Raw genomic sequence first — 26,817 nt, 5'->3', positions numbered from 1 at the left:
TCGTCCGTCATGTGGACACCCTTGTCCCGTAGAATGAGACAAGGGTGTCGTCGGTCACAAGATGCGTGCGGGGGCTTGTCCGCGCAGGTCAGGCAGGGTAGGCACCCGGCCAGGGACCCGGAGTCGGCGCGTCCGGTTCCTCCTCCACCTTGGTGTCGAACAGCGTGAAGCCCCGGCGCCGGTAGTTGTCCATGGCGAACTCGCCGTCCTTGCTGCACGTGTGCAGCCACACCCGCTTGGTCTGCGCGAGCCCGGGCCGGCGCTCGGCCAGGTCCCACGCGCGCGCGGTGCCGTACGACAGCAGGTGGCCGCCGATGCGGCGCCCGCGGAAGGCGGGGATCAGACCGAAGTACACGATCTCCACGACCCCGTCGTCCTGCGCCTCCAGCTCCACGTACCCCGCGGGCGTCCCCCGGTCGTACGCCACCCACGTCTCCACCCCGGGCCGGTCCAGGTGCTCCAGCCACCGCGCGTGGCTCCAGCCGAGCCGGTCGGTCCAGCGGATGTCGCCGCCGACCGAGGCGTACAGGAAACGGCTGAACTCGGGTGAGGGCACCTCGGCGCGCACGATCCGCACGTCACCCTCCGGCGCGGCGGCCGGCAGGAGATCGGACGGGGACGTCTGCTCGAGGGACCAGGTGGTCACGGGGATGTTGGCCATGGTGGACAGGGAATCATCCCGTCCGCCGCCGTGTCGACGCCGGACCGCGCCGGACGCGGGGCACGAGACGGGAGCGGCGCCTCGGGGCGTGCCGAGCCGCCGCCGGCCCGCTCTCACGGGCGGCGCGGCTCAGCGCAGGGCGGCGTCCAGCGTGGTCAGGGGTACGGCGAAGAGCGTGGTGCCGGAGACGGACCACAGCTCGCCGGTGGCGGGGGCGTAGGACAGGGACCGGGGCGGGTCGCTCCAGCACCGGTGGGTGTCGTCGGAGCCGCACGCCGTGGTGCGGGCCCCGTCCGCGTCCTGGCGCCACAGCGTGCCCCGCCCGTCGTCCGTGCCGCCGCCCGCGCGGGCCAGGTACCAGCGGGAGCCGTACGGCAGGACGCCCCGCACCTCGGTCGCCTTCGTCGTGTACACCGCGTCCGGTACGGCCCGGCCGAGGGTGTCGGTGAGCGGCAGGCCGTCGGCGCCGAGCCGGTAACGCCACAGCCGGGTCGGACGGTGCTCGCCGGCCGGTACCCGCTCGGCCACGGCCAGCGCGGCCCGCGCCCCGGTGCGGTCCAGGCCCAGCCCGGCGGCACGTGGCGTATCGCCCACCGGCACATAGGAGGCCACGGCCGGCAGCACGAACCGGGCCCCGGCCGCCGACCAGCCGCCGGGCAGCCGGCCGACGGCCGCGCTGTCGACGTCCGCCCGCAGCGCGCGGCGCATGTCGAAGGCGTACAGCGCCGCCCGGTCCCGCGGGCCGGCGGTCACCAGCAGCGTGTCGTGGTCCCAGACCATGCCGGAGACGTCCGAGGTCAGGGCGCGGTAGTCGCGGCCGCCGTCCACCGGGAGGGCGAGCAGGGCCCAGCTGTACGCGGGGTGGCGCGGGTCGCTCGCGTCGACGAACGCCACCTTGGCGAGAGCGTCGCGGGACCAGGCGGAGGCCAGCACCCGGCCGGTGCCGTCGCCGGACACGGCCACGGCGCCCGGCCGCCAGGTGGCGGTGTCGGCGCCGGGGAAGCAGTACGCGCGCGTGGCGGCAGGCGCGACGGGCAGCGCCCGCTTCTCGTCGGCCGGGCAGTCGTCGGCGGGGCGCAGGGTGTGGTCGGCGCCGCGCAGCACCGCGTCCATGCCGACCGGCTGCCCCATTGCCGTGGCGAGCCGGTCCAGGGTGTCCCGCGGTACCGGCTCGGCGGCCAGCGGCGGCGCGTCGGGACCGCCGGCTGAGGCGAGCCGTTTCAGTGGGCCCGGGTCGTCGGCGACCGTGGCCTGCGAGGCGCTGATCATGGTGGCCGCGGCGGTCAGTGCGAGGGCGGTCCCGGCCAGGACCGCGCGCAGTGCCGCACCCCGCCTGCGCCGGCGGTGCCGTCCTCGATGTTTCATACCGTCCTCCCGAGGCGGGCCAACTGCGCCTTGTGCTGCTCGCGTTGAGCAAGGAGCAGGTGGGGTGACCCGTAGGGGATGCTACGGCAGCGGGGTCGCCGCCGGGCGCAGACCGGCCAGTTGCCCGAAATGCCCCCTACGGCACGGCTCAGGTGGTGCGGCCGCGCACCACGCCCGGCGCCGTCGAGTGGGGCAGCAGGTCCCGGGGATCGTCGGGGAGCAGCAGGTCGACCTCGGCGTCCTCGCTGAAACGATAAGGCCGGTGGGCGAGGAACCCCCCGAGATACCGCCGTACCCGGGACATCTCCGCCCGCACCGTCACCGTGCGCGCCGGGTCGCCGAACGTGTCCCGCGCCAGCTGCGCCGCACTGCGCCCGGTCCGCTGCACCGCCAGCAGGTACAGCAACTCCGCGTGCCGGGGGCTCAGTTCGTGGCGCCAGCTGCCGGCCGTCGAGGTGACGGTCACCGACCAGCGGCGCGGCTGCGCGAGGTCCAGCACGATCCGGGTCGCGCCCGGCGGCAGCGGCTCGTCGACGGCCCGCACCAGCCAGCCGCCCGCCAGCGGCTCCAGCGAGCACACGCCGAGCGCGGGCAGCCACCGCCGCCCCGCCCGCACCCCCCGCGGCAGGGCCACCCGCCCGGTGTACGGCATCCCCGTCACGGCGGCCGTCCAGCCGTCCCGGTCCACCACCAGCGCCCGGCCGCCCACCCGCGCCAGCACCGGCGCCGCCACCGCCCGCAGCCGCTCCAGCGTGTCCAGGTGCACTTCGCGCAGCCGCGCCTCGGCCAGCTTGGCCACCGAGTCCACCCAGGCCAGCGTGGCCGGATGCATCGTGTCCAGCGGACCGCTGACGTCGACCACGCCGAGCAGTTTCCCGTCGCGCGGGTCGGTGATCGGCGCGCCCGTACACGTCCAGGAGGTCTGGCTGCGCACGAAGTGCTCGCCGGCGAAGACCTGTACCGGCCTGCGCACCACCGCCGGGGTGCCGACGCCGTTGGTGCCGACGACGTCCTCGCGCCAGTCCGCGCCGAGCTGGAAGCCGAGGTCGTCGGCCTTGCGTAGCACCGGCGCACAGCCCTCCCGCCACAGCAACCGGCCGTCGGCGTCGGCGACCACCATGATGTGCCGGGCGACGTCGGCCACCGACAGCAGGCCCTGGCGCAGCACCGGCAGCACCTGTTTCAGAGGCGAGTGGTCGCGGCGCCGGCGCAGCTCCTCGTCGCTCAGAAGATCGGAGCGGAAGTCGTGCTCCGGATCGACCCCGCTGCGCAGCATGCGCCCCCAGGACTCCTCGATCACCGGCCGGGGCGCGACCCGCGTCCGCTGCCCCGCGAGCGCGGCCGCGCGCACCTCGCTGAGCACCCGCGCCGCGCGCGCCGCGTCGACGGCGGCGAGATGCGTCACGTTGATCGGCGAGTTCGCCACTGGGTCCTCCCGGAAAGGGTCGTGCATGCCGGATGTCAACCCTGAACGGGGATCGTTTCCGGTCTGTTCCGCTGGTTGTGCCGGATCGGATTCATACTGCCGACCCCCGGGGACGGAGGGACCCACTCCGGACAAGTGTTGCAACCCCCTGCAACCCTGGTGGACCGCCGCTCGATTCGTTGAAACTTGAGCTACGCCGTCCCCGAGCGGCGTACCTGGCCTTGCATGGGCCATTGCGCGGGGGTGGTGCCGTGTCGGCGCAGCACCACCCCCCGTACGAACCGCTCAGGAAGCGGGCCGGGCCCTCTCCACGACCGACGCCAGGTCCAGGGTGTGCGGCAGCGTCCCGAAGGCCGCGCCGCCGTCGTGGCCCAGCCGCCCGGCGCAGAAGGCGTCCGCCACCTCCGGCGGCGCGAACCGCACCAGCAGCGATCCCTGCAGAACCAGCGCGAGGCGCTCCGTGAGCCGCCGGGCCCGCGCCTCGACGCCCTCCAGATCGGCCAGTTCCGTCAGCAGGTCCTTGATCGCCGCGTCCAGCCGGTGGTCCGCGCCGCGCGCCTGCCCGACCTCCCGCAGATACGCGTCCAGCGCGGCCGGCTCACGCCGCAGCGCCCGCAGCACGTCCAGGGCCTGCACATTGCCCGCGCCCTCCCAGATCGAGTTCAGCGGCGACTCGCGCACCAGCCGGGGCAGCCCCGACTCCTCCACATACCCGTTGCCGCCCAGGCACTCGGCGGCCTCCACGATCAACGGCGCGCACCGCTTGGTCACCCAGTACTTCGCCGCCGGCACCGCGATCCGCAGCAGCGCCCGCGCCTGCTCGCTGTCCTCGTCACAGGCCGCGGCGAGCCGCAGCGCCAAGGTCGTCGCCGCCTCCGACTCCACCGCCAGATCGGCCAGAACGTTGCGCATCAGCGGCTTGTCGATCAGCTTCCCGCCGAACGCCTCCCGCTGGGCGCAGTGGTGGACCGCCTGGGCGACGGCCTGCCGCATCAGCCCCGCCGAGCCGAGCGCACAGTCCAGCCGGGTCGCCGCGACCATCCCGATGATGGTCGGCACCCCGCGCCCCTCCTCGCCGACCCGGCGCGCCCACGTCCCGGCGAACTCCACCTCCGCGGAGGCGTTCGACCGGTTGCCGAGCTTGTCCTTCAGCCGCTGGATCAGGAAGACGTTGCGCGAGCCGTCCTCAAGCACCCGCGGCACCAGGAAACAGGTCAGGCCCCCGGGCGCCTGGGCCAGCACCAGGAAACCGTCCGACATCGGCGCCGAGCAGAACCACTTGTGCCCGGTCAGCTCGTACGTCCCCTCCTGCGCCAGCGGCCGCGCGGCCGTCGTGTTCGCCCGGACGTCGCTGCCGCCCTGCTTCTCGGTCATGCCCATCCCGAACAGCACGCCCGCCTTGTCCGCCGCCGGCTTGAGTCCCCGGTCGTAGACGGTGGACGTCAGCCGCGGCTCCCACTCGGCGGCCAGCTCCGGATCGGTGCGCAGCGCGGGCACGGCCGCGTGGGTCATCGACAGCGGGCAGGTGTTGCCCGCCTCGACCTGCGTCCACACGGCGAACGCGGCCGCCCGCCGCACATGCCCGCCCGGCCGGTTCCACGCCGAGGTCAGGCCCGCCCCGACGCCCTTGCCGAGCAGCCGGTGCCAGGCCGGGTGGAAGTCGACCTCGTCGATCCGGTTGCCGTAGCGGTCATGGGTGCGCAGCCGGGGCGGGTCGTCGTTGGCCTGCGCCCCCCACTCCTGCACCTGCGCCGACCCCGCCGAGCGGCCCAGCCCGGACAGCTCGGCCAGTGCCTCGTCGTGCAGGCCGGGATCCAGGTGCCGCCGCACCGCGGCCACCAGTGCGCGGTCGGCGGAGAAGACGTCGTACCCGGCCAGCGGCTCCGGCTGGTTGGTCACGGTGTGCGTGCTGCCTGCCATGTACGGCAACCTACCCGCCGGTCGCGCGCTCATGACCCGCCCGACACGGGGCCCGTGCCCGCCCGCCCGGGGCCGGCCTGCGCCGGGGCGACCTGCGATGTGAGCGCACCGTCCCGCGGCGGATACCTTTAGGGCGTGCAGTCAGCAAGTCAGTCACCCGAGCCCCCGCCGAGCCCCTCCGGTCGTCTGCACCGGGCGCGTGCGCTCTACCGGAACGTCTCCAAGCGGCGGACCGCCTGGCTGCTGCTGAAGGACACCGTCAACTCCTGCATCGAGTACCGCATCCTGGGCCTGGCCGCCGAGGCGGCGTTCTTCTCGCTGCTGTCGGTGCCGCCGCTGCTGCTGAGCCTCATCGGCCTGCTCGGTTACGTCGACGCCTGGACCGGCACCGACACCATCACCAGCCTCAGGAACAACCTGCTGGAGGCGTCCCGCACGGTCCTGTCCGACCGGGGCGTGCGGGAGATCGCGCAACCGATCCTCGACGACGTCCTCAAGGGCGGCCGGCCCGACGTCATCTCCGTCGGCTTCGTCTTCGCCCTGTGGTCGGGTTCGCGCGCGGTGAACGTCTTCATCGACACCATCACCGTCATGTACGGCCTCGACGGCGTACGCGGCATCGTCAAGACCCGGCTCGTGTCGTTCCTGCTGTTCGTCGTGGCGCTGCTGATCGGCTCGATCGCGCTGCCGCTGATGGTCGCCGGGCCGGACGCGGTGGTGGGGATCCTGCCGTGGTCGACGACGGTCGTGCAGGTCCTGTACTGGCCGGTGGTGATCGTGCTGTCGATCGCCTTCCTGACCACGCTGTACCACGTGTCCGTGCCGGTGCGCTCGCCGTGGATCGAGGACGTGCCCGGCGCGCTCGTCGCCCTGGCGATGTGGGTGCTCGGGAGCTTCCTGCTGCGGATCTACCTCCAGCACACCATCGAGGGCGCGACGATCTACGGCTCGCTGGCGGCCGCGGTCGCCGTGCTGCTGTGGATCGGTGTGTCCGCGTTCGCCGTGCTCGTCGGGGCCGCGGTCAACGCCGCGATCGACCGGGTGTGGCCGGCCGCCGCCACGGCCGCGGCGCGCGCCGCGCAGGAGCGGGTGCGCGAGGCCCAGGTCGCCGACTACGTCGCCCGGGCCACGGCGACCCGCGAGCTCGAGCCGGACGACCCCGACGACCCCGACATGCCGTCGGAGTTCCCCGAACGCTGGTCCCGCTTCCTTCCGCCGGAGGATGTGACGGGGCGCCTGCGCACGCATGCGAAGAGCACGCACAAACCTCATGGCGAGGAGGGCGGCCCGGCGGAGAAGTGAGGCCGCCGGGGGGCGGTGTGGTGCCGGGGGTTGTCCGGAGGGCCGGCGGGGTGGGGTCGGGTGGGGACGTTGTGGCCGGTCGGCAGACGACCGCGGTGCGGTGGGCGGCGGGCAGTGTGCCGAGAGCTTGAGCCGCGGGCTGCGCTGCGCTGCGGTCCGGTTGCCGGTTGCCGGTTGCCGGTTGCCGGGTGCCGCGTGCCGCCCGTGACGCCTGCCGCGAGGCGGGAGGCGGGAGGCGCGAGCGGGCCAGGCGTGAACCCTGGTCAGGGGCCGTCGCCGGGTGCGGAACGGATGGTTCCGCGGACGGGCGTCTACGCTGCCCCTCATGGACGCCCTCGCATCCCTCCTGGAGGGGCCCCGCGCCCGTGGCGCGTTCATGATCCGGGCGTGTTTCGACCCGCCGTGGAGCGTGCGGGTGGAGGACCGGGCGCCGCTGACGGTGATGCTGGCGGTGCGCGGCGAGACCTGGATCGTGCCGGACACGGGGGAGCGGGTCCGGCTGCGGGCCGGTGACCTCGCCATCGCACGCGGCCCGGGCGCCTACACCTGCGCCGACGACCCGGCGACCGAACCGCAGGCCGTCATCCTGCCCGGCGGGCGCTGCACCTACCCCGACGGTCGCGCGCTGAACGGCTCCATGGACCTCGGGGTGCGCAGCTGGGGCACCCGGCTCGACGGCGCGACGGTGCTGCTCATCGGCACGTATCCGCTGCAGGGTGAGATCTCCGGCCGTCTGCTGGACGCCCTGCCGCCGCTGCTGACGCTGAGCGCGGACGAGTGGCCGTGCCCCCTCACGCCGATCCTGACGGACGAGATCGTGCGCGACGAACCCGGCCAGGAGGTCGTCCTCGACCGCCTGCTGGACCTGCTGGTCATCGCCGCGCTGCGGGCGTGGTTCTCCCGCCCGCAGGCCGAGGCCCCCGCCTGGTACCGGGCGCTCGCCGACCACGTCGTCGGCCGCGCGCTGCGACTGCTCCAGGACGACCCGGCGCACCCCTGGACGGTGGCCGCGCTCGCCGCCAAGACCGGCGTCTCCCGGGCGGCGCTGGCCCGCCGGTTCACCGCGCTGGTCGGCGAGTCCCCGATGGCCCACCTCACGGCCTGGCGCCTGGCCCTGGCCGCCGACCGCCTCCGCGACACGGACGGCACCCTCGCCGCGATAGCCCACCAGGTCGGCTACGGCAGCGCCTTCGCCCTCTCGACAGCATTCAAACGGGCGTACGGGGTGAGCCCGCAGCAGTACCGCACGGGGGAGGCGTAGGGAGGGACGGCGCCACCGCCACGTCGCCCCCCGCGCCGCCGGCCGCCCCGGCCCCGCGCCGGCGCCGAGTGGCCGGTCGCCGCAGGCGCGCGCGTAGCCTGGCGGTGTGTATGCGGAGTGGGCGTCGCGGATGCCCGGGGCCGTCGTGTGGACGAACCGTCCCTCGGGTGGCGGTGCGCTGCCCGTGCTGCCCGACGGGTGCATGGACCTGATGTGGAGCGAGGGACGGCTGATCGTCGCCGGGCCCGACACCCGCGCGTCCATGCCGGCGGGGCCGCCCGCCCCGTACGTCGGCGTGCGCTTCTTCCCCGGCACCGCCCCGGCCCTGCTCGGCGTCCCCGCGCACGCACTGCGCGACCGCCGCGTCGACCTGGCCGACCTGTGGCCCGCCGACGGGGTACGGCGGCTGGCCGCCCGCATCGCCGCCGCCGGCGACCCCGCGCGGGCGCTGGAGGAGACGGCGTTGCGCCGCGCCGCCGACGCCGAGCCGCCCGACCCGCTGCTCCGGCACCTGGTCGACGCGCTGGGCGCGGGCCGCCCCGTCGGCGCCACGGCCGACGAACTCGGCCTCAGCGCCCGCCAGTTGCACCGCCGCTCGCTGGCCGCCTTCGGTTACGGCCCGAAGACCCTCGCCCGCGTCCTGCGGCTCCAGCGCGCCCTCGCCCTGGCCCGCTCCGGCATCCCGTCCGCGCAGACAGCGACGCGCGCCGGATACGCCGACCAGGCCCATCTCGCCCGTGATGTACGGGAGTTGGCCGGCATGCCGCTCGGTGAGCTGCTGCGCCGCTCAGCCCTGGGCTAGCGGCGCGAACAGGTCGACGCCGGTGCCGTCGGGATCGTGCAGCACCGCGTAGCGCTGTCCCCAGAACGCGTCCCACGGTTTCAGCTCGCCGTGGTACCCGGCGCCCACCATCTCCTCGTACACCGTGTCGACCTCCTGCGGCCCCGCGCAGCGCAGGGCGAGGCCCGCCCGGGAGCCGCCCGTCGGCGGCCGCCACCCGGGGTGGAAGGAGCGCACGGTGTCCTCGGTGTCCAGCAGCAGCCGCAGCCCGCCGGGCAACTCGGCCTCGGTGTGCGGCTCGCGCTCGGCCCCCTCGGGGAACGCGAACCCGAGCCGCCGGTAGAAGGTGACGGAGGCGGCCATGTCGGAGACCACCAGCCCGATGGCATCGAATCGTGGAGTCATACGGCCACCGTAGGGACGGGCGTGACCGCCCGTCTTGAAGGAATCGGACGCCCCTGCTCGAACGTCACCGGCCGTCCGCGCCGGCTCCCGTGAACGACCTCGCCGAGCGGTCCCCCGGCGCAGTCGAGGTCGGTGTCCAGCGCGTCGGGCAGGGGGCGGCAGCCGCTCCGGGCCGGGCGCCGACGCCGACACGCAGTGGCCCGCCCGCGCTGGGAGCAGCCGCCGGCCCGCGCATTTCACGGGCGGGCTGCTCGACCGCCTGACGCTCGCGCGGCCTCGCGTTGCGGGGTCGTCTCCCTGTTGTTCCACTGGAGAGCGGTCGCCGTGGACCGGCCCGTGTGCGCGCGGTGCGCCGACGGAGCTCGCCCTCCATGGCTCCTGCCCGCCTGACTCCCTGCCCCTCCACGTTCCGGACGGCGATCATGACGATGTCCCCCTTCGGTGCCTCCTTCGGCGGCCAGGACCCCTTCTCGGAGATCCTCAACCGGTTCTTCGGGATGTCCCCGGGGGCCTCCCCGCCGCAGGTGCAGCGGGTGCCGATCGGGCGGCTGCTGACCGAGTCCGCGCAGGACCTGATCAACCGCGCGACCCGCAAGGCCGCCGAGGACGGCAGCGCCGACCTGGACACCGAGCACCTGCTGTGGGCCTGCACCCAGGTCGAGCCGGCCCGTGGTCTGCTGTCCCAGGCCGGTCTCGAACCGGACGACCTGGCCAAGAAGATCGCCGCCGTGCTGCCCGGCGAGAGCGGCACCCCCTCGGCGCAGCCCGGCCTCACCCCGGCCGCCAAACGGGTGCTGCTGCGCGCCCATGCCCGCTCGCAGGCGACCGGCGTGTCGTACATCGGACCGGAGCACATCCTCGGCGCGCTGCTGGACACGCCGGACGCGGCGGCCGCCAGGCTGCTCACCGGATCCGGCATGGAACTCGACGGGCTGCGCCGCGCGGCCGAGACCACCGCACGCCCGGACCGGGCCGAGAGCCGTCCGGCGAGTACGACCCCCACCCTCGACGAGTACGGCCGCGACCTCACCGAGGAGGCCAGGGCCGGCAAGCTCGACCCGGTCGTGGGCCGCGCCGAGGAGATCGAGCAGACCGTGGAGGTCCTCTCCCGCCGCTCGAAGAACAACCCGGTCCTCATCGGCGAGCCCGGCGTCGGCAAGACCGCGATCGTGGAGGGCCTCGCGCAGCGGATCGTCGCCGGTGACGTGCCGCAGACGCTGAAGGACAAGCGGGTCGTCGCCCTGGACCTGACCGGGCTGATCGCGGGCGCCCAGTACCGGGGGCAGTTCGAGGAGCGGCTGAAGAACGTCATCGACGAGGTCAAGGCCACCGCCGAGTCGACGATCCTGTTCATCGACGAGCTGCACACCGTCGTCGGCGCCGGCGCCACCGGCGAGGGCTCGATGGACGCCGGGAACATTCTCAAGCCCGCCCTCGCCCGCGGTGAACTGCACGTCGTCGGCGCGACCACCCTCGACGAGTACCGGCGCTACGTGGAGAAGGACGCCGCGCTGGAGCGCCGCTTCCAGCCGGTGACGGTGCCCGAGCCCAGCGTCGAGGAGACAGTGCAGATCCTGGAGGGCCTGCGCGACTCCTACGAGGCCCACCACCAGGTCCGCTACACCGACGACGCGCTCGCCGCCGCGGCCGCGCTGTCCGACCGCTACGTCACCGACCGCTTCCTGCCCGACAAGGCCATCGACCTGCTCGACCAGGCCGGGGCGCGGGTGCGGCTGCGCTCGCTGGGCAGGTCCACCGAGGTCGCCGAGCGCGAGGACCGGCTGGCCAAGCTGAACCGGGAGAAGGACCAGGCCGTCGCCGCCGAGGACTTCGAGAAGGCCGCCGGACTCAAGGACCGTATCGCCGAGGTGGAGGGCGAGATCGCCGGTGTGGTGGAACGCCGCGAGGGCGTCATGGAGGTCACCGCCGCCGACATCGCCGAGGTCCTCTCCCGGCGCACCGGCATCCCGGTGGCCCAGCTGACGCAGACCGAGAAGGAGCGCCTGCTGAAACTGGAGGACGCCCTGCACTCCCGGGTCGTCGGCCAGGACGAGGCGGTCACCGCGATCGCCCAGGCGGTGCGCCGCAACCGGGCCGGCATGGGCGACCCGAACCGGCCCGTCGGCTCCTTCCTCTTCCTCGGCCCGACCGGCGTCGGCAAGACGGAACTGGCCAAGGCGCTCGCCGAGTTGCTCTTCGGCGACGAGAACCGGCTGGTGCGGTTCGACATGAGCGAGTTCCAGGAGAAGCACACCGTCTCCCGGCTCGTCGGCGCCCCGCCCGGATACGTCGGCCACGAGGAGGCCGGCCAGCTCACCGGGAAAGTGCGCCGCCAGCCGTACAGCGTGCTGCTGTTCGACGAGGTGGAGAAGGCTCACCCGGACGTGTTCAACACACTGCTGCAGGTCCTCGACGACGGGCGGCTCACCGACGCCCAGGGCCGCACGGTCGACTTCCGCAACACGGTCGTCGTGATGACCTCCAACATCGGCGCCCAGCGCATCCTCGCCCGCCACGGTGACGTCGGCGCCATCAAGGAGGAGCTGATGCGGGACCTGCGCGGCCGGTTCCTGCCGGAGTTCCTCAACCGGATCGACGACATCGTCGTCTTCCACGCCCTCACGGAACCCGACCTGGACCGGATCGTGGACCTGCTGCTGGACGCCAGCCGGCGCCGGGTGCGCGCCCAGGGCATGGACCTGGAGGTCACCGAGGCGGCGAAGAAGCTGCTCGTCGCGCACGGCCACCAGCCGGAGTTCGGCGCCCGCCCGCTGCGCCGCACCATCCAGGCCGAACTCGACAACCGCATCGCCTCCCTGCTGCTGGCCGACGAGGCCGGCCCCGGTGACACGATCGTCGCCGACGTCGTGGGCGACGCCCTGATCTGCCGGGTGGAGCACTACGCGCAGGTGGCGCCGGGAGCCGAAGGCGCCACGGCGGCCCCGTGACGGACCGTCGGACGGCCCTTCAGTGACGTTTCTCCGGTGAACCGGTTCCGCCATCGGGGTGAGTAAAGCGCTCCCAACAAGACGGTCGGCGTTGGGTATAGAGATCCTTTTGTCTTGGCAAAGGGTGTCCGTGTTCCGCGCGGCCGCCCTTCGGGCGCAATGTGTTCAACCCCATCCAAGGAGCTGGACGTTGACTTACGGGAACAAGCTGCGCGAGCAGATCGCCGCACCCGGGACCACCCCGCTGATCGGCGTGTACGACATGTACTCCGCCTCGATCGCCGCCCGGCACTACGACGGGATGTTCGTCTCCGGGTTCGGCTTCGCCGCGTCCTACTACGGTCTGCCCGACATCGGCTTCATCGCCTGGCCCGACATGCTGGCGTTCGTGCAGCGGCTGCGCGGCGCCTTCCCGCACCACCACCTGCTCGTCGACATCGACGACGGCTACGTCGACCCCGAGGTCGCCTGCCACGTCGTCGAAAGTCTTGAGCGGATCGGCGCCTCCGGAGTCATCCTGGAGGACCAGAAGCGGCCGCGCCGCTGCGGCCACGCCGACGGCAAGCAGGTGCTGCCGCTGGACGAGTACCTCGACAAGCTGGAACAGGTGCTCAAGACGCGCCGCGACCTGGTCGTGGTGGCCCGCACCGACGCCACCGACGAGGCCGACATCCTGCACCGCGCCGAGCGGCTCGCCGCCACCGACGCCGACGTGGTCCTCGTCGACGGGGTGCGCAGCGTGGAGTGGATCCGGCGCATCCGCGAAGTGGTCGGCGGCAAGCCGCTGCTGTTCAACCAGATCGCCGGCGGCAAGTCGCCCCGGCTGTCACTGAGCGAGCTGTCCGGCCTGGGTGTCGACGTCGCCATCTACAGCACCCCGTGCCTGTTCGCCGCGCACGAGGCAATGGACTCCGCGCTCGCCGGGCTGAAGGAGGCGGACGGCCGGCTGCCCGAGGTCGACGCCGCGAACGGCGTCGGCGTCAAGGCCGCCACCCGGCTGCTGGAACGCAACATCGCCCGGCTGCGCACGGCGTCCACGGCCGAGCAGGCCGTCGCCGAGGCGGAGGCCGCGGTCGCTCAGGCCGAGTCCGAGGGCGTCCCGGCGTGACCGGCGCCGGCCCTGCCGCCGTGCGGCTGCGTACGGCCGCGGCCCTCGCGGCGGCCGTGCTCGGCGCCTCGGCGGTCCCCGCGGCGGCGCACGGCAGCCTGATCACCGTGATCGACAACTCCCAGGCCGACTCCGTCCTGGAAGTGGACCGCACCGCGAACCTCCAAACGGGCAGCGGCACCGCCGGCAGCGACCACGACGGCAGCGCCGTGGACCTGATGCAGACCCTCGTGGGAGCGACCGGCAAGCACTGAAAGCGGCGGCTCCCGCATGCCGGCGCCGGAACCCACCGGCGCCGGCACCCACCGCGACGCGCGCCGCCCTCACGGCGGGGCACCCGACGACGCCGGGCCCTTCACGGCCCATCGACGATCGTGCACCCGGCGCCGGGGCGCTCCGCGGCCCATCGACGACCGCGCACCCATGCCCGGCCCCGCCTTTCCGCCGCTCACCCGTCCTTCGGTGCCGCCGTGCTCGCTCGCCGTACCAGCCGCGTCGACAGTTCCGTGCGGGTGCTGTCCGGGCGGTCGCCGTCCATCATCCGTACCAGCAGTCCGAGCGCCGTCGCCGCCATCTCCGCCAGCGGCTGCCGCACCGTGGTCAGCGCCGGAGTGCTCCAGCGGGCCTCGGGCGCATCGTCGAAGCCGATGACGCTGACGTCGTCCGGCACGCGCAACCCCCGCTCGGCCAGCGCCTCGTACACCCCGAGCGCCATCCGGTCGGAGCACACGAAGACAGCCGTGGGCGGCTCGGGCAGCGCCAGCAGTTCCCGCATCCGGCGCCGGGCCGCCGTCTCGTCGAAACCGGCGTGGCGCACGTACTCCGGGCGGTGCCGCACTCCTGCCGCCGACAGGGCCGAGCGGTAACCGGCCACCCGCGCGCCGCTCACCGACGTACGCCGCTGCCCGGCGATCACGGCGATCCGCTCATGGCCGAGCGCCAGCAGATGCTCGGTCGCCGTCACCCCGCCCTGCCAGTTCGCCGCGCCCACCGACACCGCCCCCGGCCGCGGCTCCACCGCCGGGTCGATCAGCACGAACGGGACGTGGTGCTGCTCCAGCCACGCCTGCTGCGGCTCGGTCGGCTCGGCCAGGTGGAACAGCACTCCGGCCGAACCCCGCGCACCGAGTCTGTCGAGCCAGCCGCGCCGCGGACGGCCGCCGCCTGCACCGGCCGGGTCCGCGCAGACCACGACGTCCAGGCCGGCGTCGTGGGCCGCCCGCTCCACGCCGTGCAGGACGGCGCCGGACCGGGAGCCGTCCAGCGACTGCACCACGAGGTCGACCAGCCGCGGCGGCCGTACGGCGTCGAAGCGGGGCCTGCGCACATAGCCGAGCCGGTCCAGCGCCTCGGTGACCCGGCGCCGGGTCTCCGGGGCCACGTCCTGCCGGCCGTTGACCACCTTGGACGCGGTCGGCACCGACACGCCCGCCTCCCGGGCGACGACGGCCAGGGTCGGCCCGGCCGCCACGCTCGTACTCCCCGTACGGACCATCGGGAACCACCTCTCCGGCCCGCCCGAGGGCCATCGCAAGTCCGGCCTGCGCGACCCGGTGCCGTGTCGAAAACCTTCGGCCGGACACCCGCTCGCAGAAAGCGCTTGCTATCCTAGGGCGGCCGCCGTGCCAGGTGAAGACGCCGGGAGAACCGGGAGAACACGCACCCGCGCGGGCACGAGTATCGAAAGCCGGGTTCGAAAAGCGGCGTACGCCGAACAGCCCAATGCCGCCCTCCTGCACGGGAATACCGAGCGCTGCTGTGGTGCTCTGGTGAGACCGGAGCACGAACGCGGCGAAGGGCTGGTGGGCGTATGACGGCAGACCGGACGGACCCGGTGGTCGCGACTCCCCACGGGCGCATTCGCGGCCGGTACGAGCACGGCGTCGCCGTCTTCCGGGGCGTCCCGTACGCGGCACCCCCGTTCGGGCCGCGCCGGTTCCGGCCGCCCGCGCCGCCCGAGCCGTGGGACGGGGTGCGCGACGCCGGAGCCTTCGGGCCGACACCGCCGAAACCGCCGTACTCGGAGGCCTTCGAGAAGTACCTCTCCGATCCCGTCGTGCCCGGCGAGGACTGCCTGAACCTCAACGTCTGGACCCCCGACCCGGACCCCGCGGCCCGGCTGCCGGTGCTGGTGTGGTTCCACGGCGGCGCCCTGACCCGGGGCTCCTCGGCCGTGCCCGTCTACCACGGACGCCCCTTCGCCCGCGACGGCGTGGTGCTCGTGTCGGTGAACTACCGGCTGGGCGTGGAGGGCTACGGCCTGTTCCCGGACGCCCCCGCCAACCCGGGCCTGCGCGACCAGCTCGCCGCGCTGCGCTGGGTGCACGAGGCGATCGCGGCCTTCGGCGGCGACCCCGCACGCGTCACCCTGGCAGGACAGTCCGCCGGGGCCATCAGCATGGGCGCGCTGATCGCCGCCCCGCAGGCCCAGGGCCTGTTCCGGCGGGCCGTGCTGCAGAGCGGACCGCCGGAGTCCGCCGACCGTGACAAGGTACGGCGCATGGTGCGCCGGATGGCGGCCCGGCTGAAGGTGCCCGCCACCGCGGAGGCCTTCGCCGCCGTCGACCCCGAGGTGCTGCTGCGCACACAGGCCGAGGTCGGCCGGTTGAGCAGCCCGGTGCTGGGCGGTCCGTCGTTCGGCATCGTCGTCGACGGCGACCTGGTGCCCCGCGACCCGCTGGAGGCCCTGATCGACGGTGACGCCGCGTCCGGCGCCGGACTGCTCATGGGCTGGACCCGCGACGAGTACCGGCTGTGGCTGGTCCCCGGTGGTCTCGTCGAACGCGTCGACCGGCTCGGCCCGGTCGCCCTCGCCGGAGCCATGGCCCGCTGCCACTGCGGTCACGAGGTCGTCCGCGGCTACCGCGCCCTGCACCTGGACGCCGGTCCCGCGGAGATCGTCGGCCAGCTGGTCACCGACCACCTGCTGCGCATCCCGCTGCACCGCCTGGCCGACGCCCGCCCCGGCTCGTCGTACGTCTACGAGTTCGCCTGGCCGTCGCTGCTGCCCGGCCTCGGTGCCTGCCACGCCCTCGAACTGGGCTTCGTCTTCGACACCGGCGATGTCCCGGAGTCGGCCAAACTGGCCGGTGAGGGCGCACCGCAAGAGCTGGCCGACCAGATGCACCGCGCCTGGGTGCGCTTCGTCACCGAGGGTGACCCGGGCTGGGAGCCGTGGGACCTCTCGCACCCGGTGCGGATCTTCGGCGACCTGGCGCGAGCGCGCGAGGAGGGGCGTCCGGACGCCGTGCGCGACCCGTACACCGCCGTCGGCCCGCGCGACCGGGAACTCGCCCTGTGGCGTCTGGACGCCGTCGCCCAGGCGGCCGCGACCGCCGTCCGGACACCGCCGACGGCCGGCCCGGCCACCCGGACGGTGGAACTGCGCTCCGCCGTCCGCCGCCTGCGCCGCTCGTCAGCCCCGCGGCGCCGCTGAACCGGGGTTCACGGGGGGGGGGGTGTGCGCGCGCCGGCCGCCGCCCGTCACGGCGCCAGCGCGCGGGCGATCGCGCCGATGGCCTGCGGGCCCACCCGGCAGCAGCCGCCGATCAGCCGGGCGCCCGACTCCCGCCAGCCGCGCACCTGTTGGGGCGCGAAGGTGGAGCGGCCGTCCCAGGCGCGCGCCTCGGCGTCCCACCGCTCGCCGCTGTTGGGGTAGACCACGACCGGCTTGCCGGTGACCCGTGCCGCGAGGCCGACGGCGGCGGCCACGTCCTGCGGGGCACAGCAGTTGACACCGACCGCGACCACCTCCTCCACGTCGGCGGCGAGCGCGAAGGCGTCCGCCAGCGGCTGCCCGGCCCGGGTCCGGTCCCCGTCGATCGTGTACGACAGCCACGCCGGCACCCCGAGACCCCGCACCGCCCGCAGCAGGGCCGCGGCCTCGTCGGCGTCGGGGACCGTCTCCAGGGCGAACACGTCCGGCCGGGCCGCCGCCAGCGCCTCGATCCGAGGGCGGTGGAAACGCTCCAGCTCCTCCACGGTGAGCCCGTAGCGCCCCCGGTACTCGGAACCGTCGGCGAGCATCGCCCCGTACGGGCCCACCGAGGCGGCCACCCACAGCGGCCGGGTCACTCCCTGGCCGCGGGCCCGCTCCCTCGCCTCGCGGGCCAGCTCCACGCTCAGCCGGAGCAGCCGCGCCGCCTCCGCCCGGCCGAGGCCACGCCTCGCGAAGCCTTCGAACGTGGCCTGGTAGCTCGTGGTGATGGCCACGTCGGCGCCCGCCTGGACATAGGCGAGATGCGCCTCGGTGATCGCCTCCGGCCGCTCGGCGAGCAGCCGCGCCGACCACAGCTCGTCGCTCAGGTCGTGCCCGGCGGCCTCCAGCTGGTTGGACATCCCGCCGTCCAGGACCACCGTCCCGGCGGCGAGGGCGTCGGCGAGTGGGGGAGGGGTGTCGCTCGGCATGGCCCGACGCTAACCCGCCGGCCTGCTTGCGGGACACCTCGGGCGACCCTCAGGCCAGCAGGTCGATCGCGTCGACCGCCGTGCCCGCGCTGAGGAAACCCGTCCTCCCCGAACCGCCGACGACGTCGATCCGCAGCACGTTGTACTGCCCGGGGTCCGCACGCCAGGCGCTCGCCGGGACGCTGTAGGCGAACGTGTGGTTGTTGCCCCGGTAGGAACCCACGGTCAGCGACCGGGTGCTGGGCTGGGCGGGCGGTGCGGGGACGGCCGACGTCCAGACGTCGTTGACCGTGACCTGAGGCCGGCCGCCCGCGTAAGCCGTCGTCACGCCGATGCGCAGCGTGTGCGCGGCGGCGGCCTGCGCGGCGGTCAGCTTGAAGTACACCAGCAGACCGCTGTTGACGTCCTTCCCCAGGTAGCAGGGAAAGGCCGCGGTCTCCCGCCGCCGCCGATCACCACGTTGCCGGTCCAGGGCGCGGCCCGCACGTCCGAGGGGTGCGCGTACGTCATCAACTCGGCGTTCTTGAAACCGTCGGGCGTGCCGGTCCACTCGCCGATCCGCCAGATCGCGCTCGCGCCGGACGGGTCGTTGCCGGGCGGGATCGTGAGCGTGTTCAGCGTGGTCGTCGCACTCGCGGTCACCGTCACCCGCGTGCTGTGGACGGCCAGTTCGCTCTTGTACACGGTCTGCGCGTACCTCCCCGGCAGCACCCCGCCGAGGGAGAACCAGCCGTCCGAGGCCGGCACCTCGTCCCGGCGGGGCTGGTGCGGGCGGACACGGAGGGCGGGAGCGGCTCGGGGGTGTGATCCCGCAGCGGCCTACCGCGCGCGGAACCGGTCCTCCTCCACCCTCTCGACCAGCTCCGCCTCCCGCAGCCGTTCCAGGTGCTGCACCGCCGTCCTGCGCTCCACCGGCCTCACGTGCGGACCTTCCACATGGGGCCGGTAGACCAGGCGGTGTGCGGCGATCTCCTCCACGGTGCGCGGCTCGCCGAGGAAGGCCAGCAGTGCCGCCTCCCGCTTCTCCACCACGGCGGCGTAGGCGTCCAGCCGGCGCCGGAACTCGTCGGCGCCCTCGATGACACCCTTCTGATGGGACGTGCCGTACCAGCGCGCGTCGATGTCCCGGCAGCGGCGCATCGACGCCTCGAAGTCGGCGAGGCTGCTGCCGGCGTCACCGTAGTAGGGGCCGAACGACGTCAGGTCGATGTCCGCGACGAACAGGAAGCCGTCCGGCTCGATCAGGAAGCCGCAGTGGCCCGCGGTGTGGCCGGGCAGATGCACCACGGTCACGGTGCGCCCGCCCAGGTCGAACACGGTGCCGTCCTCGAAGGCGCGCGCGTCCGCGCGGCCCCTGACGTGGAAGCTGTCCCGGAACGTGGCGTCCAGCTCGGCGGCCGCGTCCGGCGGGAGGCCGAGCGCGGCGATCATCGCCCCGCGGGAGCGCAGCGCGTCGAGGTCGCCTCCATGGACGTGCACGGGCACGTCGTAGCTCCCGAGCCCGGCGATGTGGTCCTCGTGCGCATGGCTGACGAGGACCAGGTCCGCCGGCGGCGCGCCCTCGACGAGCGAGAGGGAGGGGTCGACGACCAGGGTCTCCGCCGCGCCCCGCACGAGCAGCGAGTTCGCGTACGGGTAGGCACCCCGGTCGGCGCCGACGAGCACGGTGACCTCACCGTACGCGGCTGTCGTGTATCCGCTGTCGCCCATGTTCCTCGACCGTCTCCCGCCCGCGGAACCTTCGTCCGCATCTGCAGCATCGGCTATTGCGTTGTCCGTGCGCCCGCCCTCCGGCGACAATCCCGGTGTGACCTCTGCCATCCGCCACACCACGATCGCCTCCGCCGACGCCTATTCACTCGCCGTCTTCTGGTCCGAGGTGCTCGGGCTTCCCCTGCACGACGAGGACCACCCGGGGGACCCCGAGGCACAGATCGAGGGCGCCGGGCTGCTCTTTGTCAACGTGCCCGACGCGGAGACGGGCAGGAGCCGGCTGCACTTCGATCTCCAGCCGCAGGACCGCACCCGTGAGGAGGAGGTCGAGCGGCTGCTCGCCCTCGGCGCCACCCTCGTCGCCGACCGCCGCAACCCGGACGGCACCGGGTGGGCCGTCCTCGCCGACCCCGAGGGCAACGAGTTCTGCGTGGAGCGCAGCGCCGCGGAGCGCGCCGCGGGCCGCTGAGCCGCCGGGCCGGGACACGGGGATGCGCGGACACTTCGGCCGGCGCCGAAGCGTCCCGCGCCTAGCGTGCCGGTATGAACCGACGCACCGACCGCACCCCCGCCCAGGCCGTGACCGGCATGGTCGACCATGTGCTCGCGCTCGCCGCCGGCTGGACCGCCTGGGACGGTACGCCCACGCACGTCGACGACCGGGTGTACACCCCGCACAAGGCGATCCGCCGGGTCGCCGACCACCTCGTCGACCATCTCGCCGAGCTGGAGGCCCGGTTGGCCGGTGAGCCGCCGCTGCCCGACCACTGGCACGCCTCCACTGTGACCACGCCGGCCGACCTCGCCCCCTTCACCCGCGAGGACCTGGACGAGGCCCGCAGCCGGCTCACCCGGCTCGCCCGCGTCTGGGCCGTGCGACTGGACGCGCTCACCGACGAGCAGCTCGACGAATCGCCCGGCGACGGCTGGAGTTTTCGCGAACTCGCCCTGCACACGGCCGGGTCGGCGTACTACGCGGACGCGGTGGGGTGACCTGACGTGACCGAGTTCGCCGCACTGCACCGCACGGGTGACCCGCTGCTGCTGCCCTGCGCCTGGGACCACGCCTCCGCCCACCTCCTGGCCGGGCAGGGATTCCCGGCGATCGGCACGACGAGTCTGGGTGTCGCCGCGGCCGCCGGGATGCCCGACGCGGCGGCGGCGACCCGCGAGGAGACCCTGCGCCTGGCGCTCGTCCTCGGCTCGGGCCCGTTCCTGCTGAGCGTGGACGCCGAAGGCGGCTTCAGCGACGACCCCGGTGAAGTCGCCGAGCTGGCCCGCCGGTTGTGGGCGCTGGGAGCCGTCGGGATCAATCTGGAGGACGGGGCGGGATCCGCCGGCCTGCACGCCGAGAAGATCGCCGCGGTCAAGACGGCGGTGCCCGGCCTCTTCGTCAACGCCCGCACCGACACCTGCTGGCTCGGCGCCGGCGACGACTCCACCGAGACCGCGCGCCGCCTCGATCTGTACCAACAGGCGGGAGCCGACGGGGTGTTCGTGCCCGGACTGAGCGAACCCCGGGCGATCTCCGCCCTGGTGCGGCAGCTGGCGGTGCCCCTGAATGTCCTGTACGCGCCGGGCGGCCCCGGCGTCGCCCACCTCACCGACCTCGGCGTGCGCCGGATCAGCCTCGGCTCGCTGCTGTACCGGCACGCGCTGGGCGGGGCCATCTCGGCGGCGGTCCGGGTACGGGACGGGCGGCCGCCCGAGGGCACGGCGCCGCCGTACGAGGCGATCCGTGCCCTGGCCACGCCGTAGCGCCTGCCCGGTCAGCACACCGAGGCGGTGGCGAGCGCTGCCACGATGCCGTCCGCGAAGGGCCCCGGGAACTCGGCCGCTCCCAGGTGGCCGCCGGGCAGTTCCAGGAAACGGCTGCCGCGGCGCTCGGCGAGGAAGGCGGCCGTCCGGGCCGGCAGTTGCCCGCGGGAAGCGGTGCCCGCCGCGAAAGTGAGGCGCCCGGCGGGGAGTTCCGCCGGGGGGACGTATCCGGAGAACGGGACGAGGACGCGGGTGAGGAAGACGCCCATCGGCGTCTGCGACTCCTCGCCGGGCGCGGGCGGTTGCCCCGGGGCCCGCTCCGGCGCCGGGAGCCCGTCCAGCTCCGCGGCCAGCCGGGTGCCGGCGGCGGCGAGCCCCGCGCGGCGGTAGGTGTCGTACACCGCGCGGAAACCCTGGTGCCGCAGGCGTCCGTCGGGGAGCGCGGCCACGCACGGCGGCTCGTGCGCGACGACGTGCCGCAGCCGCTGCGGATGCCGGGCCAGCAGGTCGAGGGCCGCGATGGCGCCGGAGCTGAACCCGAGCACGCACGCCGACTCGCCCGCGGGCAGCACGGCGTCGAGCACGCGGTGCGCCGCCTCGCTCCAGTCCTCCGGCCGCTGGTCGGCGACGGGACGGCCGAGGCGTCCGTGGGCCAGGCCGAGCGGGTCGAGGACGACGACGGTGAAACAGCCGGCCAGCCGCCGGATCAGCCCGTCCAGCCCCATGGGGTGCCCGGCGCCGCCCGGCAGAACCAGCAGCACCGGCCCGCTGCCGTGGACGTCGTGGAACGGCTCAGTCATGCGCTGCCTCCTCGCGGGGCCAGTTCTCCAGGGCCACGTGCAGCGCCTCGATCGCCCGCTCCCAGGACCGCTGGACGTCCCTGGGGGCGCCGAAGCCGCCGCCTGCCTCCAGGGCGCAGTAGCCGTGGAACGTGCTGCGCAGCAGGCGCACGGCGTCCGTGAGGTCGGGTTCGTCAAGGCCGTAGGCGCGCAGCATGCCGTAGGTGATCTCCGCGGTGCGCCGCAGGGCGGGGGAGTCGGTGACCAGGGCCTGGTCCAGACGGATCTGGGTGGCGGCGTAGCGTCCCGGGTGCGCCAGGGCGTACGCGCGGTAGGCGCCGGCGAAGGCGGCCAGCGCGTCCTTGCCGGCCCGGCCCGCCACCGCGGCGGCGATCTCGTCGATCATCTCGCCGCCGGCCAGCAGCGCGAGGCGGGTGCGCAGGTCCTGCAGGTTGCGGATGTGCGAGTACAGGCTGGCGTCCTTCACCCCGAACCGCCGCGCCAGCGCGGACAGGGTGACGTTGGCGAACCCGGCCTCGTCGGCGAGTTCGGCGGCGGCCGCGACGAGACGGTCGGCGGTCAGGCCGGCACGCGCCATGAGGCACCTTCCGTTTCCTAGGAGCTCTAGGCAAGAGCCTAGTCCAGGAAGGTCCGCGAGTGGAAGCACGGACAGGTTCCGGGGCGGGAGTGTCAGACGTTCGGGGAGAAGACGAACGCGAACTCGGCTGGCTCGGCGTGCAGGACGTACTGCGGGAGCGGGCCCGGACCGCAGGACTGGGAGCCGATGCCGTGCTGGCCGTGGTCGAGGTTCACCCGGACCGTGTCACCCGGCACGAGGCCCGTGCGGTGCCTGGCCGCGTCCAGCTGCTCCGTCGTCCAGCGCCGCGCGGTCAGCCAGAACTCCGGATCGCCCTCGATGCGCAGCCCGCCCAGCTCCGCCCACCGCACGTCGGCGCGGGCGCCGTTCTCCTGCGGGCGGACGTACGGCGTCTGCAGCGCGTCCACCGTCGCGTGCCAACTCCCGATCGCGGACGCCTGCCGGGTGTCCGGGTACGCCTCACCCGGGCCGCCGCCGAACCAGCGCACCTCGTCGGCCGCCGCGAGAGCGAAGCGGATCCCGAGCCGCGGCAGCGGCACCGTCCAGTCGCCCTCCGGGCCCACCGACACCGTCAGCTTCAGCCGGTCCCCGTCGGACGTCCACCGGTACACCGTGCGCAGCCCCAGGTCCCGGCCGGCCGGCGCCACCCGGGTGCGCACGGTCAGCGCGTCGTCCACCGCCTCCACCGCGTCGAGGCGGTGGCGCATGCGGTGCAGGCCTAGCTTGCGCCACAGCGGGCCGTGGCGGACGTGGTCCTGCCAGGAGGCGCCGTTGTCGTTGTCGGTCGGCGCCCGCCACACGTCCAGGCGCAGCCCCTCCACGGCCACTTCGCCGACGGCGAGCAGCGCGCCCGTGCGGGCGTCGAAGACACCGGGGCCGAGCGTGATCCGGCCGCCGCCCGACACCGGGCGGGCGGACGCGGCGACATACGGCGCCGGCCGCCGTGACACCGTCCACTGCCCCCAGGCCACCTCGTGCCCCCGTGGCGCCCATGCCGTGTCCGCCGCCAGCCGCGCGCGTACCGTCCACTGCGTCTCGGCGCCGGGGCGCTGCACGGTCGGCGGCTCCGGCAGCTTCACGTCGGCCGACTCGCCGGGCGCCAGGGCCGGTACGGTGAGCGGGCCCTGTGCGACGCTCTCGCCGTCCACCTCGTACGACCAGGCGAAGGCCAGCGCGGACAGATCGGCGAAGTCCTGCTTGTTCGTCACCCGCACGGTGACGCCGTCGCCCTCGATGCCGACCGGCTCGATCACCTTCTTGAACTCCGCCAGGCCCGGCGAGGGCCGCCGGTCGGGGAACAGCAGGCCGTCGCAGACGAAGTTGCCGTCGTGCAGCTCCTCGCCGAAGTCACCGCCGTAGGCGTAGCCCAGCTCCGGGTGGGTGATGCCGTGGTCGATCCACTCCCACACGAAGCCGCCCTGCAGCCGCTCGTACCGCTCGAACAGCCGCTGGTAGTCGGCCAGTCCGCCCGGCCCGTTGCCCATGGCGTGGGCGTACTCGCACTGGATGAAGGGCAGCGTGCGCCGCTTCTCCGGCCCGCCGTCCAGGCCGCGGCCGATCCGCTCGACCTCTTCGTGGGCGGCGTACATCCGTGAGTAGACGTCCGTGTCACGGCAGCCGCGGTCGCCTTCGTAGTGCAGCAGGCGGGAGGCGTCGCGGCCGCGGATCCACCGCGCCATCGCGGTCAGGCCGCGCCCGGTGCCCGCCTCGTTGCCCAGCGACCACAGCACGACCGACGGATGGTTCTTGTCCCGTTCGACCGTGCGGGCGGCGCGGTCCAGCAGGGCCGGCGTCCAGCGGTCGTCGTCGACGGGGTTGCCCCGCCACTCCTGCTCGGTGAAACCGTGGGTCTCCAGGTCGCACTCGTCGATCACCCACAGGCCCAGCTCGTCGCACAGGTCGAGGAAGGCCGGGTGGGGCGGATAGTGGGAGGTGCGCACCGCGTTGATGTTGTGCCGCTTCATCAGCAGCACGTCCTCACGCATGGTCTCCGCGTCCAGCGCGCGGCCCTTGTCCGGGTGCCACTCGTGCCGGTTGACGCCCTTGAAGAGGACCGGCTTGCCGTTGACCCGGATCAGGCCGTCGCGCAGTTCCACCGTGCGGAAGCCGATGCGCAGCGCGACCCGCTCGCCCTGCGTCGCCAGCACCCCGTCGTACAGCCGTGGCGTCTCCGCCGACCACGGCTCCACCGGGACCGTCACCGACGCGCCGGTGGCGGTGTCCACGCCCAGTTCGGGCACCGTCACCCGGCCGTCGACGTCGGAGTCGACGCGCAGGGTGCCCTCGCCGCTGACGTGGTCGTAGGAGGCGTGGACGAAGAAGTCCGCGGCGCAGCCGGGCGGGCGGTGCAGCAGGGTGACGTCACGGAAGATGCCCGGCAGCCACCACTGGTCCTGGTCCTCCAGGTAGGAGCCGGCCGACCACTGGTGCACGCGGACGGCGAGCACGTTGCCGCTCGGCCGCAGCAGATGCCCGACCGCGAACTCGTGCGGCAGCCGCGAGCCCTGGAAGGTGCCGAGCTCCGTGCCGTTGAGCCACACCCGGGCGCACGACTCCACCCCGTCGAAGCGCAGCACGGCGCCGCCGTCGGCCGGCCAGTCGCCCGGCAGGTCGAAGGCGTGCAGATGGTCGCCGGTCGGGTTCTCGGTGGGCACCCGGGGCGGGTCGACCGGGAACGGGTAGAGGTGGTTGGTGTAGACGGGCGAGCCGTGGCCCTGGAGGACCCAGTGCCCGGGGACCGTGACGTCCGCCCAGTCGCCGGCGTCGTAGCCGGGCTCGGCGAACGCGTCGTCCTCGGCGTGGGCCGTTTCCGACAGCCGGAACCGCCACCTGCCGTTCAGCGACAGCCGTGCCGCGTCCGAGGTGGCGTACCAGGCACGCGGTGGCAGGGACCCGTCGCCGGGGGAGACGTTCTCGAGGTACTCGATGGTGGTCGTGCGCAAGGTGATCGGATCTCCAGACGGTGAGAGTTCTCGGTCTCCGGGCGGTGAGCGGCGGCGCGCGACCCGGCGCCGTCAGGGCGGGGGTGCGGTGCGGGTTCTCGCGGCGGCGGTGCGCCGGGCGCCTCTCGCCCCGGCGGCCCGGAGCGCGCCTTCCAGCGCGAAGGTGGCCGCGCCCAGGCACACCGGGTCGGTGGGGACGGGGGAGAGGACGATCTCGGTCGCCGCCAGCGGCCGTCGGAGCGCGTGCCGGGCGACGGCCTCGCGTACGGCGTGCAGCAGCGGCTCGCCCAGCAGGGCGGCGACCCAGCTGCTGAGGACGACCACCTCGGGGTTGAGCACGTTCACCAGGTCCGCGACGGCGGCGCCCAGGTAGCGGGCGGTGTCGCGGAGGACCTGCGTGGCGACCGGGTCGTCCTCGGCGACCGCGCGGGCCAGTGCGGCGATGGTCGCGGTCTGATCGCCGGGGTGCAGCAGCGGGCTGTGCGGGGCGAGTTCGCGCAGCTGGCGCATGATGCCGGGCGCGCCGACGTATGTCTCCACACAGCCCCGGTTGCCGCAGTGGCACGGCCGCCCGTCCAGGACGAGCGTGGTGTGCCCCCACTCGCCGGCGCTGTTGCTGACCCCGCGGTGCACCGTGCCGCCCAGCACCAGCCCGGCGCCCACTCCGGTGCCGAGGTTGACCACCACCGCGTCGTCGCGGCCCCGGGCGGCACCGCACCACAGCTCGGCCACCGCGCAGGCGCGCAGCGGGTTGTCCAGATGGAGCGGGTGGGCGAGGTGCTCGGCGAGCAGGTCGCGCAGCGGCACGTCGTGCCATTCCCAGTTGGGCGCGTACGCGGCGACACCCAGGTCCGGGTCCACCTGCCCCGGCACGCTCACCCCGACGCCGAGCACCCGGGTCTCGTCGGCGCCGGCCCGCGCGATCACCGAGCCGACGGCGGCGGCGACGCGGGCCACCACCTCGTCTGGCCGGCGCTCCCCGGGGCGCACCTCCTCGTCGGCGCGGGCCAGTACGGTCAGCGCCAGGTCGAACAGCTCGGCATGGACGTACGTCTCGGCGATGTCGACGCCGATCAGGAAGCCGCCGGTGGTGTCGACGGCGACCAGTCCGCGGGGGCGGCCGCCCGCGGAGTCCTCGCGGCCCACCTCCGTGACCATCCGCAGGTCGAGCAGCTCGCCGACGAGCGTGGCGACCGTCGCGAGCGACAGACCGGTGGCGGCCGCCAGCTCCTGCCGGGAGATGGGCGAGGAGGCGATGATCCGGCGCAGCACCTCGTAGCGGTTCGCGGTGCGGATGTCACGGGACGTGCGCTTCACTCCGATCGCCTCCTTCCGCCGTCGAGGCCAGGTCGGGGCCAGGTCGGGTCGGCTCGAGGCTAGGGCGACGGCCGCTCCTCCGCAAGGGGTTAGGAAAGGGGTTGTGAAAAGTGCCGGCGGGGTGGG

General features: G+C 74.3%; 22 protein-coding genes and 1 pseudogene. 10 read left to right on the top strand and 13 right to left on the bottom strand.

Going from position 1 to position 26,817, the window contains the following annotated elements; all coding sequences use genetic code 11:
• Window positions 1–88 precede the first annotated feature (88 nt).
• The 4 genes from AB0J12_RS01860 to AB0J12_RS01845 all read right to left on the bottom strand — a co-directional run bounded on the left by AB0J12_RS01860 (window position 89) and on the right by AB0J12_RS01845 (window position 5,372).
• Window positions 89–661, bottom strand: coding sequence for a GNAT family N-acetyltransferase (locus AB0J12_RS01860; RefSeq protein ID WP_363262145.1), 573 nt, complete (start codon window positions 659–661; stop codon window positions 89–91).
• Window positions 662–790: 129 nt separating this feature from the next.
• A complete protein-coding gene (locus tag AB0J12_RS01855; RefSeq protein WP_363262144.1) occupies window positions 791–2,026 on the bottom strand; it encodes a hypothetical protein in 1,236 nt (411 codons plus the stop codon).
• A 148-nt stretch (window positions 2,027–2,174) separates the two neighbouring features.
• On the bottom strand, window positions 2,175–3,452 hold the full coding sequence (locus tag AB0J12_RS01850; protein WP_363262143.1) for a GAF domain-containing protein: 1,278 nt from the start codon (window positions 3,450–3,452) through the stop codon (window positions 2,175–2,177).
• A 285-nt stretch (window positions 3,453–3,737) separates the two neighbouring features.
• Entirely contained in the window at window positions 3,738–5,372 is a 1,635-nt protein-coding gene (locus tag AB0J12_RS01845) for an acyl-CoA dehydrogenase family protein (RefSeq protein WP_363262142.1), read from the bottom strand.
• A 135-nt stretch (window positions 5,373–5,507) separates the two neighbouring features.
• On the opposite strand from AB0J12_RS01845, the gene AB0J12_RS01840 reads away from it, so the two are divergent.
• The 3 genes from AB0J12_RS01840 to AB0J12_RS01830 all read left to right on the top strand — a co-directional run bounded on the left by AB0J12_RS01840 (window position 5,508) and on the right by AB0J12_RS01830 (window position 8,737).
• The gene (locus AB0J12_RS01840; RefSeq protein ID WP_363262141.1) at window positions 5,508–6,674 is read left to right on the top strand and encodes a YihY/virulence factor BrkB family protein; all 1,167 of its coding nucleotides are present in this window, start codon (window positions 5,508–5,510) and stop codon (window positions 6,672–6,674) included.
• 325 nt (window positions 6,675–6,999) lie between these two features.
• Window positions 7,000–7,935 (top strand): AraC family transcriptional regulator, encoded by a 936-nt coding sequence (locus AB0J12_RS01835; protein ID WP_363262140.1) that lies wholly within the window; start codon window positions 7,000–7,002, stop codon window positions 7,933–7,935.
• A 106-nt stretch (window positions 7,936–8,041) separates the two neighbouring features.
• Window positions 8,042–8,737: a helix-turn-helix transcriptional regulator gene (locus AB0J12_RS01830; RefSeq protein WP_363262139.1), complete on the top strand. Its 696-nt coding sequence runs from the start codon at window positions 8,042–8,044 to the stop codon at window positions 8,735–8,737.
• On the opposite strand, the gene AB0J12_RS01825 is transcribed toward AB0J12_RS01830, so the two are convergent.
• Entirely contained in the window at window positions 8,723–9,121 is a 399-nt protein-coding gene (locus AB0J12_RS01825) for a VOC family protein (RefSeq protein ID WP_363262138.1), read from the bottom strand. The genes AB0J12_RS01830 and AB0J12_RS01825 overlap by 15 nt on opposite strands.
• Window positions 9,122–9,543: 422 nt before the next feature.
• On the opposite strand from AB0J12_RS01825, the gene AB0J12_RS01820 reads away from it, so the two are divergent.
• The 3 genes from AB0J12_RS01820 (at window position 9,544) to AB0J12_RS01810 (ending at window position 13,431) form a co-directional block, all read left to right on the top strand.
• A complete protein-coding gene (locus AB0J12_RS01820; RefSeq protein ID WP_363262282.1) occupies window positions 9,544–12,069 on the top strand; it encodes an ATP-dependent Clp protease ATP-binding subunit in 2,526 nt (841 codons plus the stop codon).
• 190 nt (window positions 12,070–12,259) lie between these two features.
• Window positions 12,260–13,177, top strand: coding sequence for an isocitrate lyase/PEP mutase family protein (locus AB0J12_RS01815; protein WP_363262137.1), 918 nt, complete (start codon window positions 12,260–12,262; stop codon window positions 13,175–13,177).
• The gene (locus AB0J12_RS01810) at window positions 13,174–13,431 is read left to right on the top strand and encodes a hypothetical protein (protein ID WP_363262136.1); all 258 of its coding nucleotides are present in this window, start codon (window positions 13,174–13,176) and stop codon (window positions 13,429–13,431) included. The genes AB0J12_RS01815 and AB0J12_RS01810 overlap by 4 nt, the downstream gene beginning before the upstream one ends.
• 194 nt (window positions 13,432–13,625) lie before the next feature.
• On the opposite strand, the gene AB0J12_RS01805 is transcribed toward AB0J12_RS01810, so the two are convergent.
• Window positions 13,626–14,672 (bottom strand): substrate-binding domain-containing protein, encoded by a 1,047-nt coding sequence (locus AB0J12_RS01805; protein ID WP_363262134.1) that lies wholly within the window; start codon window positions 14,670–14,672, stop codon window positions 13,626–13,628.
• A gap of 315 nt (window positions 14,673–14,987) precedes the next feature.
• Here AB0J12_RS01805 and AB0J12_RS01800 point away from each other — a divergent pair, with 315 nt between their 5' ends.
• Window positions 14,988–16,613: a carboxylesterase family protein gene (locus tag AB0J12_RS01800; RefSeq protein WP_363262133.1), complete on the top strand. Its 1,626-nt coding sequence runs from the start codon at window positions 14,988–14,990 to the stop codon at window positions 16,611–16,613.
• Between the two features lie 47 nt (window positions 16,614–16,660).
• On the opposite strand, the gene mmuM is transcribed toward AB0J12_RS01800, so the two are convergent.
• From mmuM to AB0J12_RS01785, 3 genes and pseudogenes are all read right to left on the bottom strand, one after another.
• Complete coding sequence (gene mmuM, locus AB0J12_RS01795) at window positions 16,661–17,584, bottom strand: homocysteine S-methyltransferase (RefSeq protein WP_363262131.1); 924 nt, start codon at window positions 17,582–17,584, stop codon at window positions 16,661–16,663.
• A gap of 49 nt (window positions 17,585–17,633) precedes the next feature.
• Window positions 17,634–18,325 (bottom strand): annotated as a pseudogene (locus AB0J12_RS01790) (polysaccharide lyase family protein); the annotation flags it as partial.
• 78 nt (window positions 18,326–18,403) lie between these two features.
• Complete coding sequence (locus tag AB0J12_RS01785) at window positions 18,404–19,294, bottom strand: MBL fold metallo-hydrolase (RefSeq protein WP_363262129.1); 891 nt, start codon at window positions 19,292–19,294, stop codon at window positions 18,404–18,406.
• A 97-nt stretch (window positions 19,295–19,391) separates the two neighbouring features.
• On the opposite strand from AB0J12_RS01785, the gene AB0J12_RS01780 reads away from it, so the two are divergent.
• From AB0J12_RS01780 to AB0J12_RS01770, 3 genes are all read left to right on the top strand, one after another.
• Complete coding sequence (locus AB0J12_RS01780) at window positions 19,392–19,766, top strand: VOC family protein (protein WP_363262128.1); 375 nt, start codon at window positions 19,392–19,394, stop codon at window positions 19,764–19,766.
• 74 nt (window positions 19,767–19,840) lie between these two features.
• Entirely contained in the window at window positions 19,841–20,290 is a 450-nt protein-coding gene (locus AB0J12_RS01775) for a hypothetical protein (protein ID WP_363262127.1), read from the top strand.
• A gap of 6 nt (window positions 20,291–20,296) precedes the next feature.
• A complete protein-coding gene (locus AB0J12_RS01770; RefSeq protein WP_363262126.1) occupies window positions 20,297–21,055 on the top strand; it encodes an isocitrate lyase/phosphoenolpyruvate mutase family protein in 759 nt (252 codons plus the stop codon).
• An 11-nt stretch (window positions 21,056–21,066) separates the two neighbouring features.
• On the opposite strand, the gene AB0J12_RS01765 is transcribed toward AB0J12_RS01770, so the two are convergent.
• The 4 genes from AB0J12_RS01765 to AB0J12_RS01750 form a co-directional block, all read right to left on the bottom strand.
• Window positions 21,067–21,855 (bottom strand): alpha/beta fold hydrolase, encoded by a 789-nt coding sequence (locus tag AB0J12_RS01765; protein WP_363262125.1) that lies wholly within the window; start codon window positions 21,853–21,855, stop codon window positions 21,067–21,069.
• Window positions 21,848–22,432, bottom strand: coding sequence for a TetR-like C-terminal domain-containing protein (locus AB0J12_RS01760; protein ID WP_363262124.1), 585 nt, complete (start codon window positions 22,430–22,432; stop codon window positions 21,848–21,850). The genes AB0J12_RS01765 and AB0J12_RS01760 overlap by 8 nt, the downstream gene beginning before the upstream one ends.
• Window positions 22,433–22,524: 92 nt before the next feature.
• Window positions 22,525–25,380 carry a glycoside hydrolase family 2 TIM barrel-domain containing protein gene (locus tag AB0J12_RS01755; RefSeq protein ID WP_363262281.1) on the bottom strand — a complete coding sequence of 952 codons (2,856 nt, stop codon included), beginning with the start codon at window positions 25,378–25,380 and terminating at the stop codon, window positions 22,525–22,527.
• Window positions 25,381–25,446: 66 nt separating this feature from the next.
• Window positions 25,447–26,691, bottom strand: a complete 1,245-nt coding sequence (locus tag AB0J12_RS01750; RefSeq protein WP_363262123.1) for an ROK family transcriptional regulator — start codon at window positions 26,689–26,691, stop codon at window positions 25,447–25,449.
• Window positions 26,692–26,817: the final 126 nt, after the last annotated feature.

Origin of the sequence: Streptomyces sp. NPDC049915 (genome assembly GCF_040656475.1) — a bacterium.
Lineage (GTDB): Bacteria > Actinomycetota > Actinomycetes > Streptomycetales > Streptomycetaceae > Streptomyces.
The sequence above is the reverse complement of the archived record's forward strand: the minus strand, read 5'-3'. Positions and strand labels throughout refer to the sequence as shown.

Excerpts from the sequence above, each read along its gene's own strand:
- AB0J12_RS01860 (WP_363262145.1), bottom strand. The coding sequence starts at position 661 with ATGGCCAACATCCCCGTGACCACCTGGTCCCTCGAGCAGACGTCCCCG.
- AB0J12_RS01855 (WP_363262144.1), bottom strand. The coding sequence starts at position 2,026 with ATGAAACATCGAGGACGGCACCGCCGGCGCAGGCGGGGTGCGGCACTG.
- AB0J12_RS01845 (WP_363262142.1), bottom strand. The coding sequence starts at position 5,372 with ATGGCAGGCAGCACGCACACCGTGACCAACCAGCCGGAGCCGCTGGCC.
- AB0J12_RS01835 (WP_363262140.1), top strand. The coding sequence starts at position 7,000 with ATGGACGCCCTCGCATCCCTCCTGGAGGGGCCCCGCGCCCGTGGCGCG.
- AB0J12_RS01825 (WP_363262138.1), bottom strand. The coding sequence starts at position 9,121 with ATGACTCCACGATTCGATGCCATCGGGCTGGTGGTCTCCGACATGGCC.
- AB0J12_RS01820 (WP_363262282.1), top strand. The coding sequence starts at position 9,544 with ATGACGATGTCCCCCTTCGGTGCCTCCTTCGGCGGCCAGGACCCCTTC.
- AB0J12_RS01805 (WP_363262134.1), bottom strand. The coding sequence starts at position 14,672 with ATGGTCCGTACGGGGAGTACGAGCGTGGCGGCCGGGCCGACCCTGGCC.
- AB0J12_RS01800 (WP_363262133.1), top strand. The coding sequence starts at position 14,988 with ATGACGGCAGACCGGACGGACCCGGTGGTCGCGACTCCCCACGGGCGC.
- mmuM (WP_363262131.1), bottom strand. The coding sequence starts at position 17,584 with ATGCCGAGCGACACCCCTCCCCCACTCGCCGACGCCCTCGCCGCCGGG.
- AB0J12_RS01785 (WP_363262129.1), bottom strand. The coding sequence starts at position 19,294 with ATGGGCGACAGCGGATACACGACAGCCGCGTACGGTGAGGTCACCGTG.
- AB0J12_RS01775 (WP_363262127.1), top strand. The coding sequence starts at position 19,841 with ATGAACCGACGCACCGACCGCACCCCCGCCCAGGCCGTGACCGGCATG.
- AB0J12_RS01765 (WP_363262125.1), bottom strand. The coding sequence starts at position 21,855 with ATGACTGAGCCGTTCCACGACGTCCACGGCAGCGGGCCGGTGCTGCTG.
- AB0J12_RS01760 (WP_363262124.1), bottom strand. The coding sequence starts at position 22,432 with ATGGCGCGTGCCGGCCTGACCGCCGACCGTCTCGTCGCGGCCGCCGCC.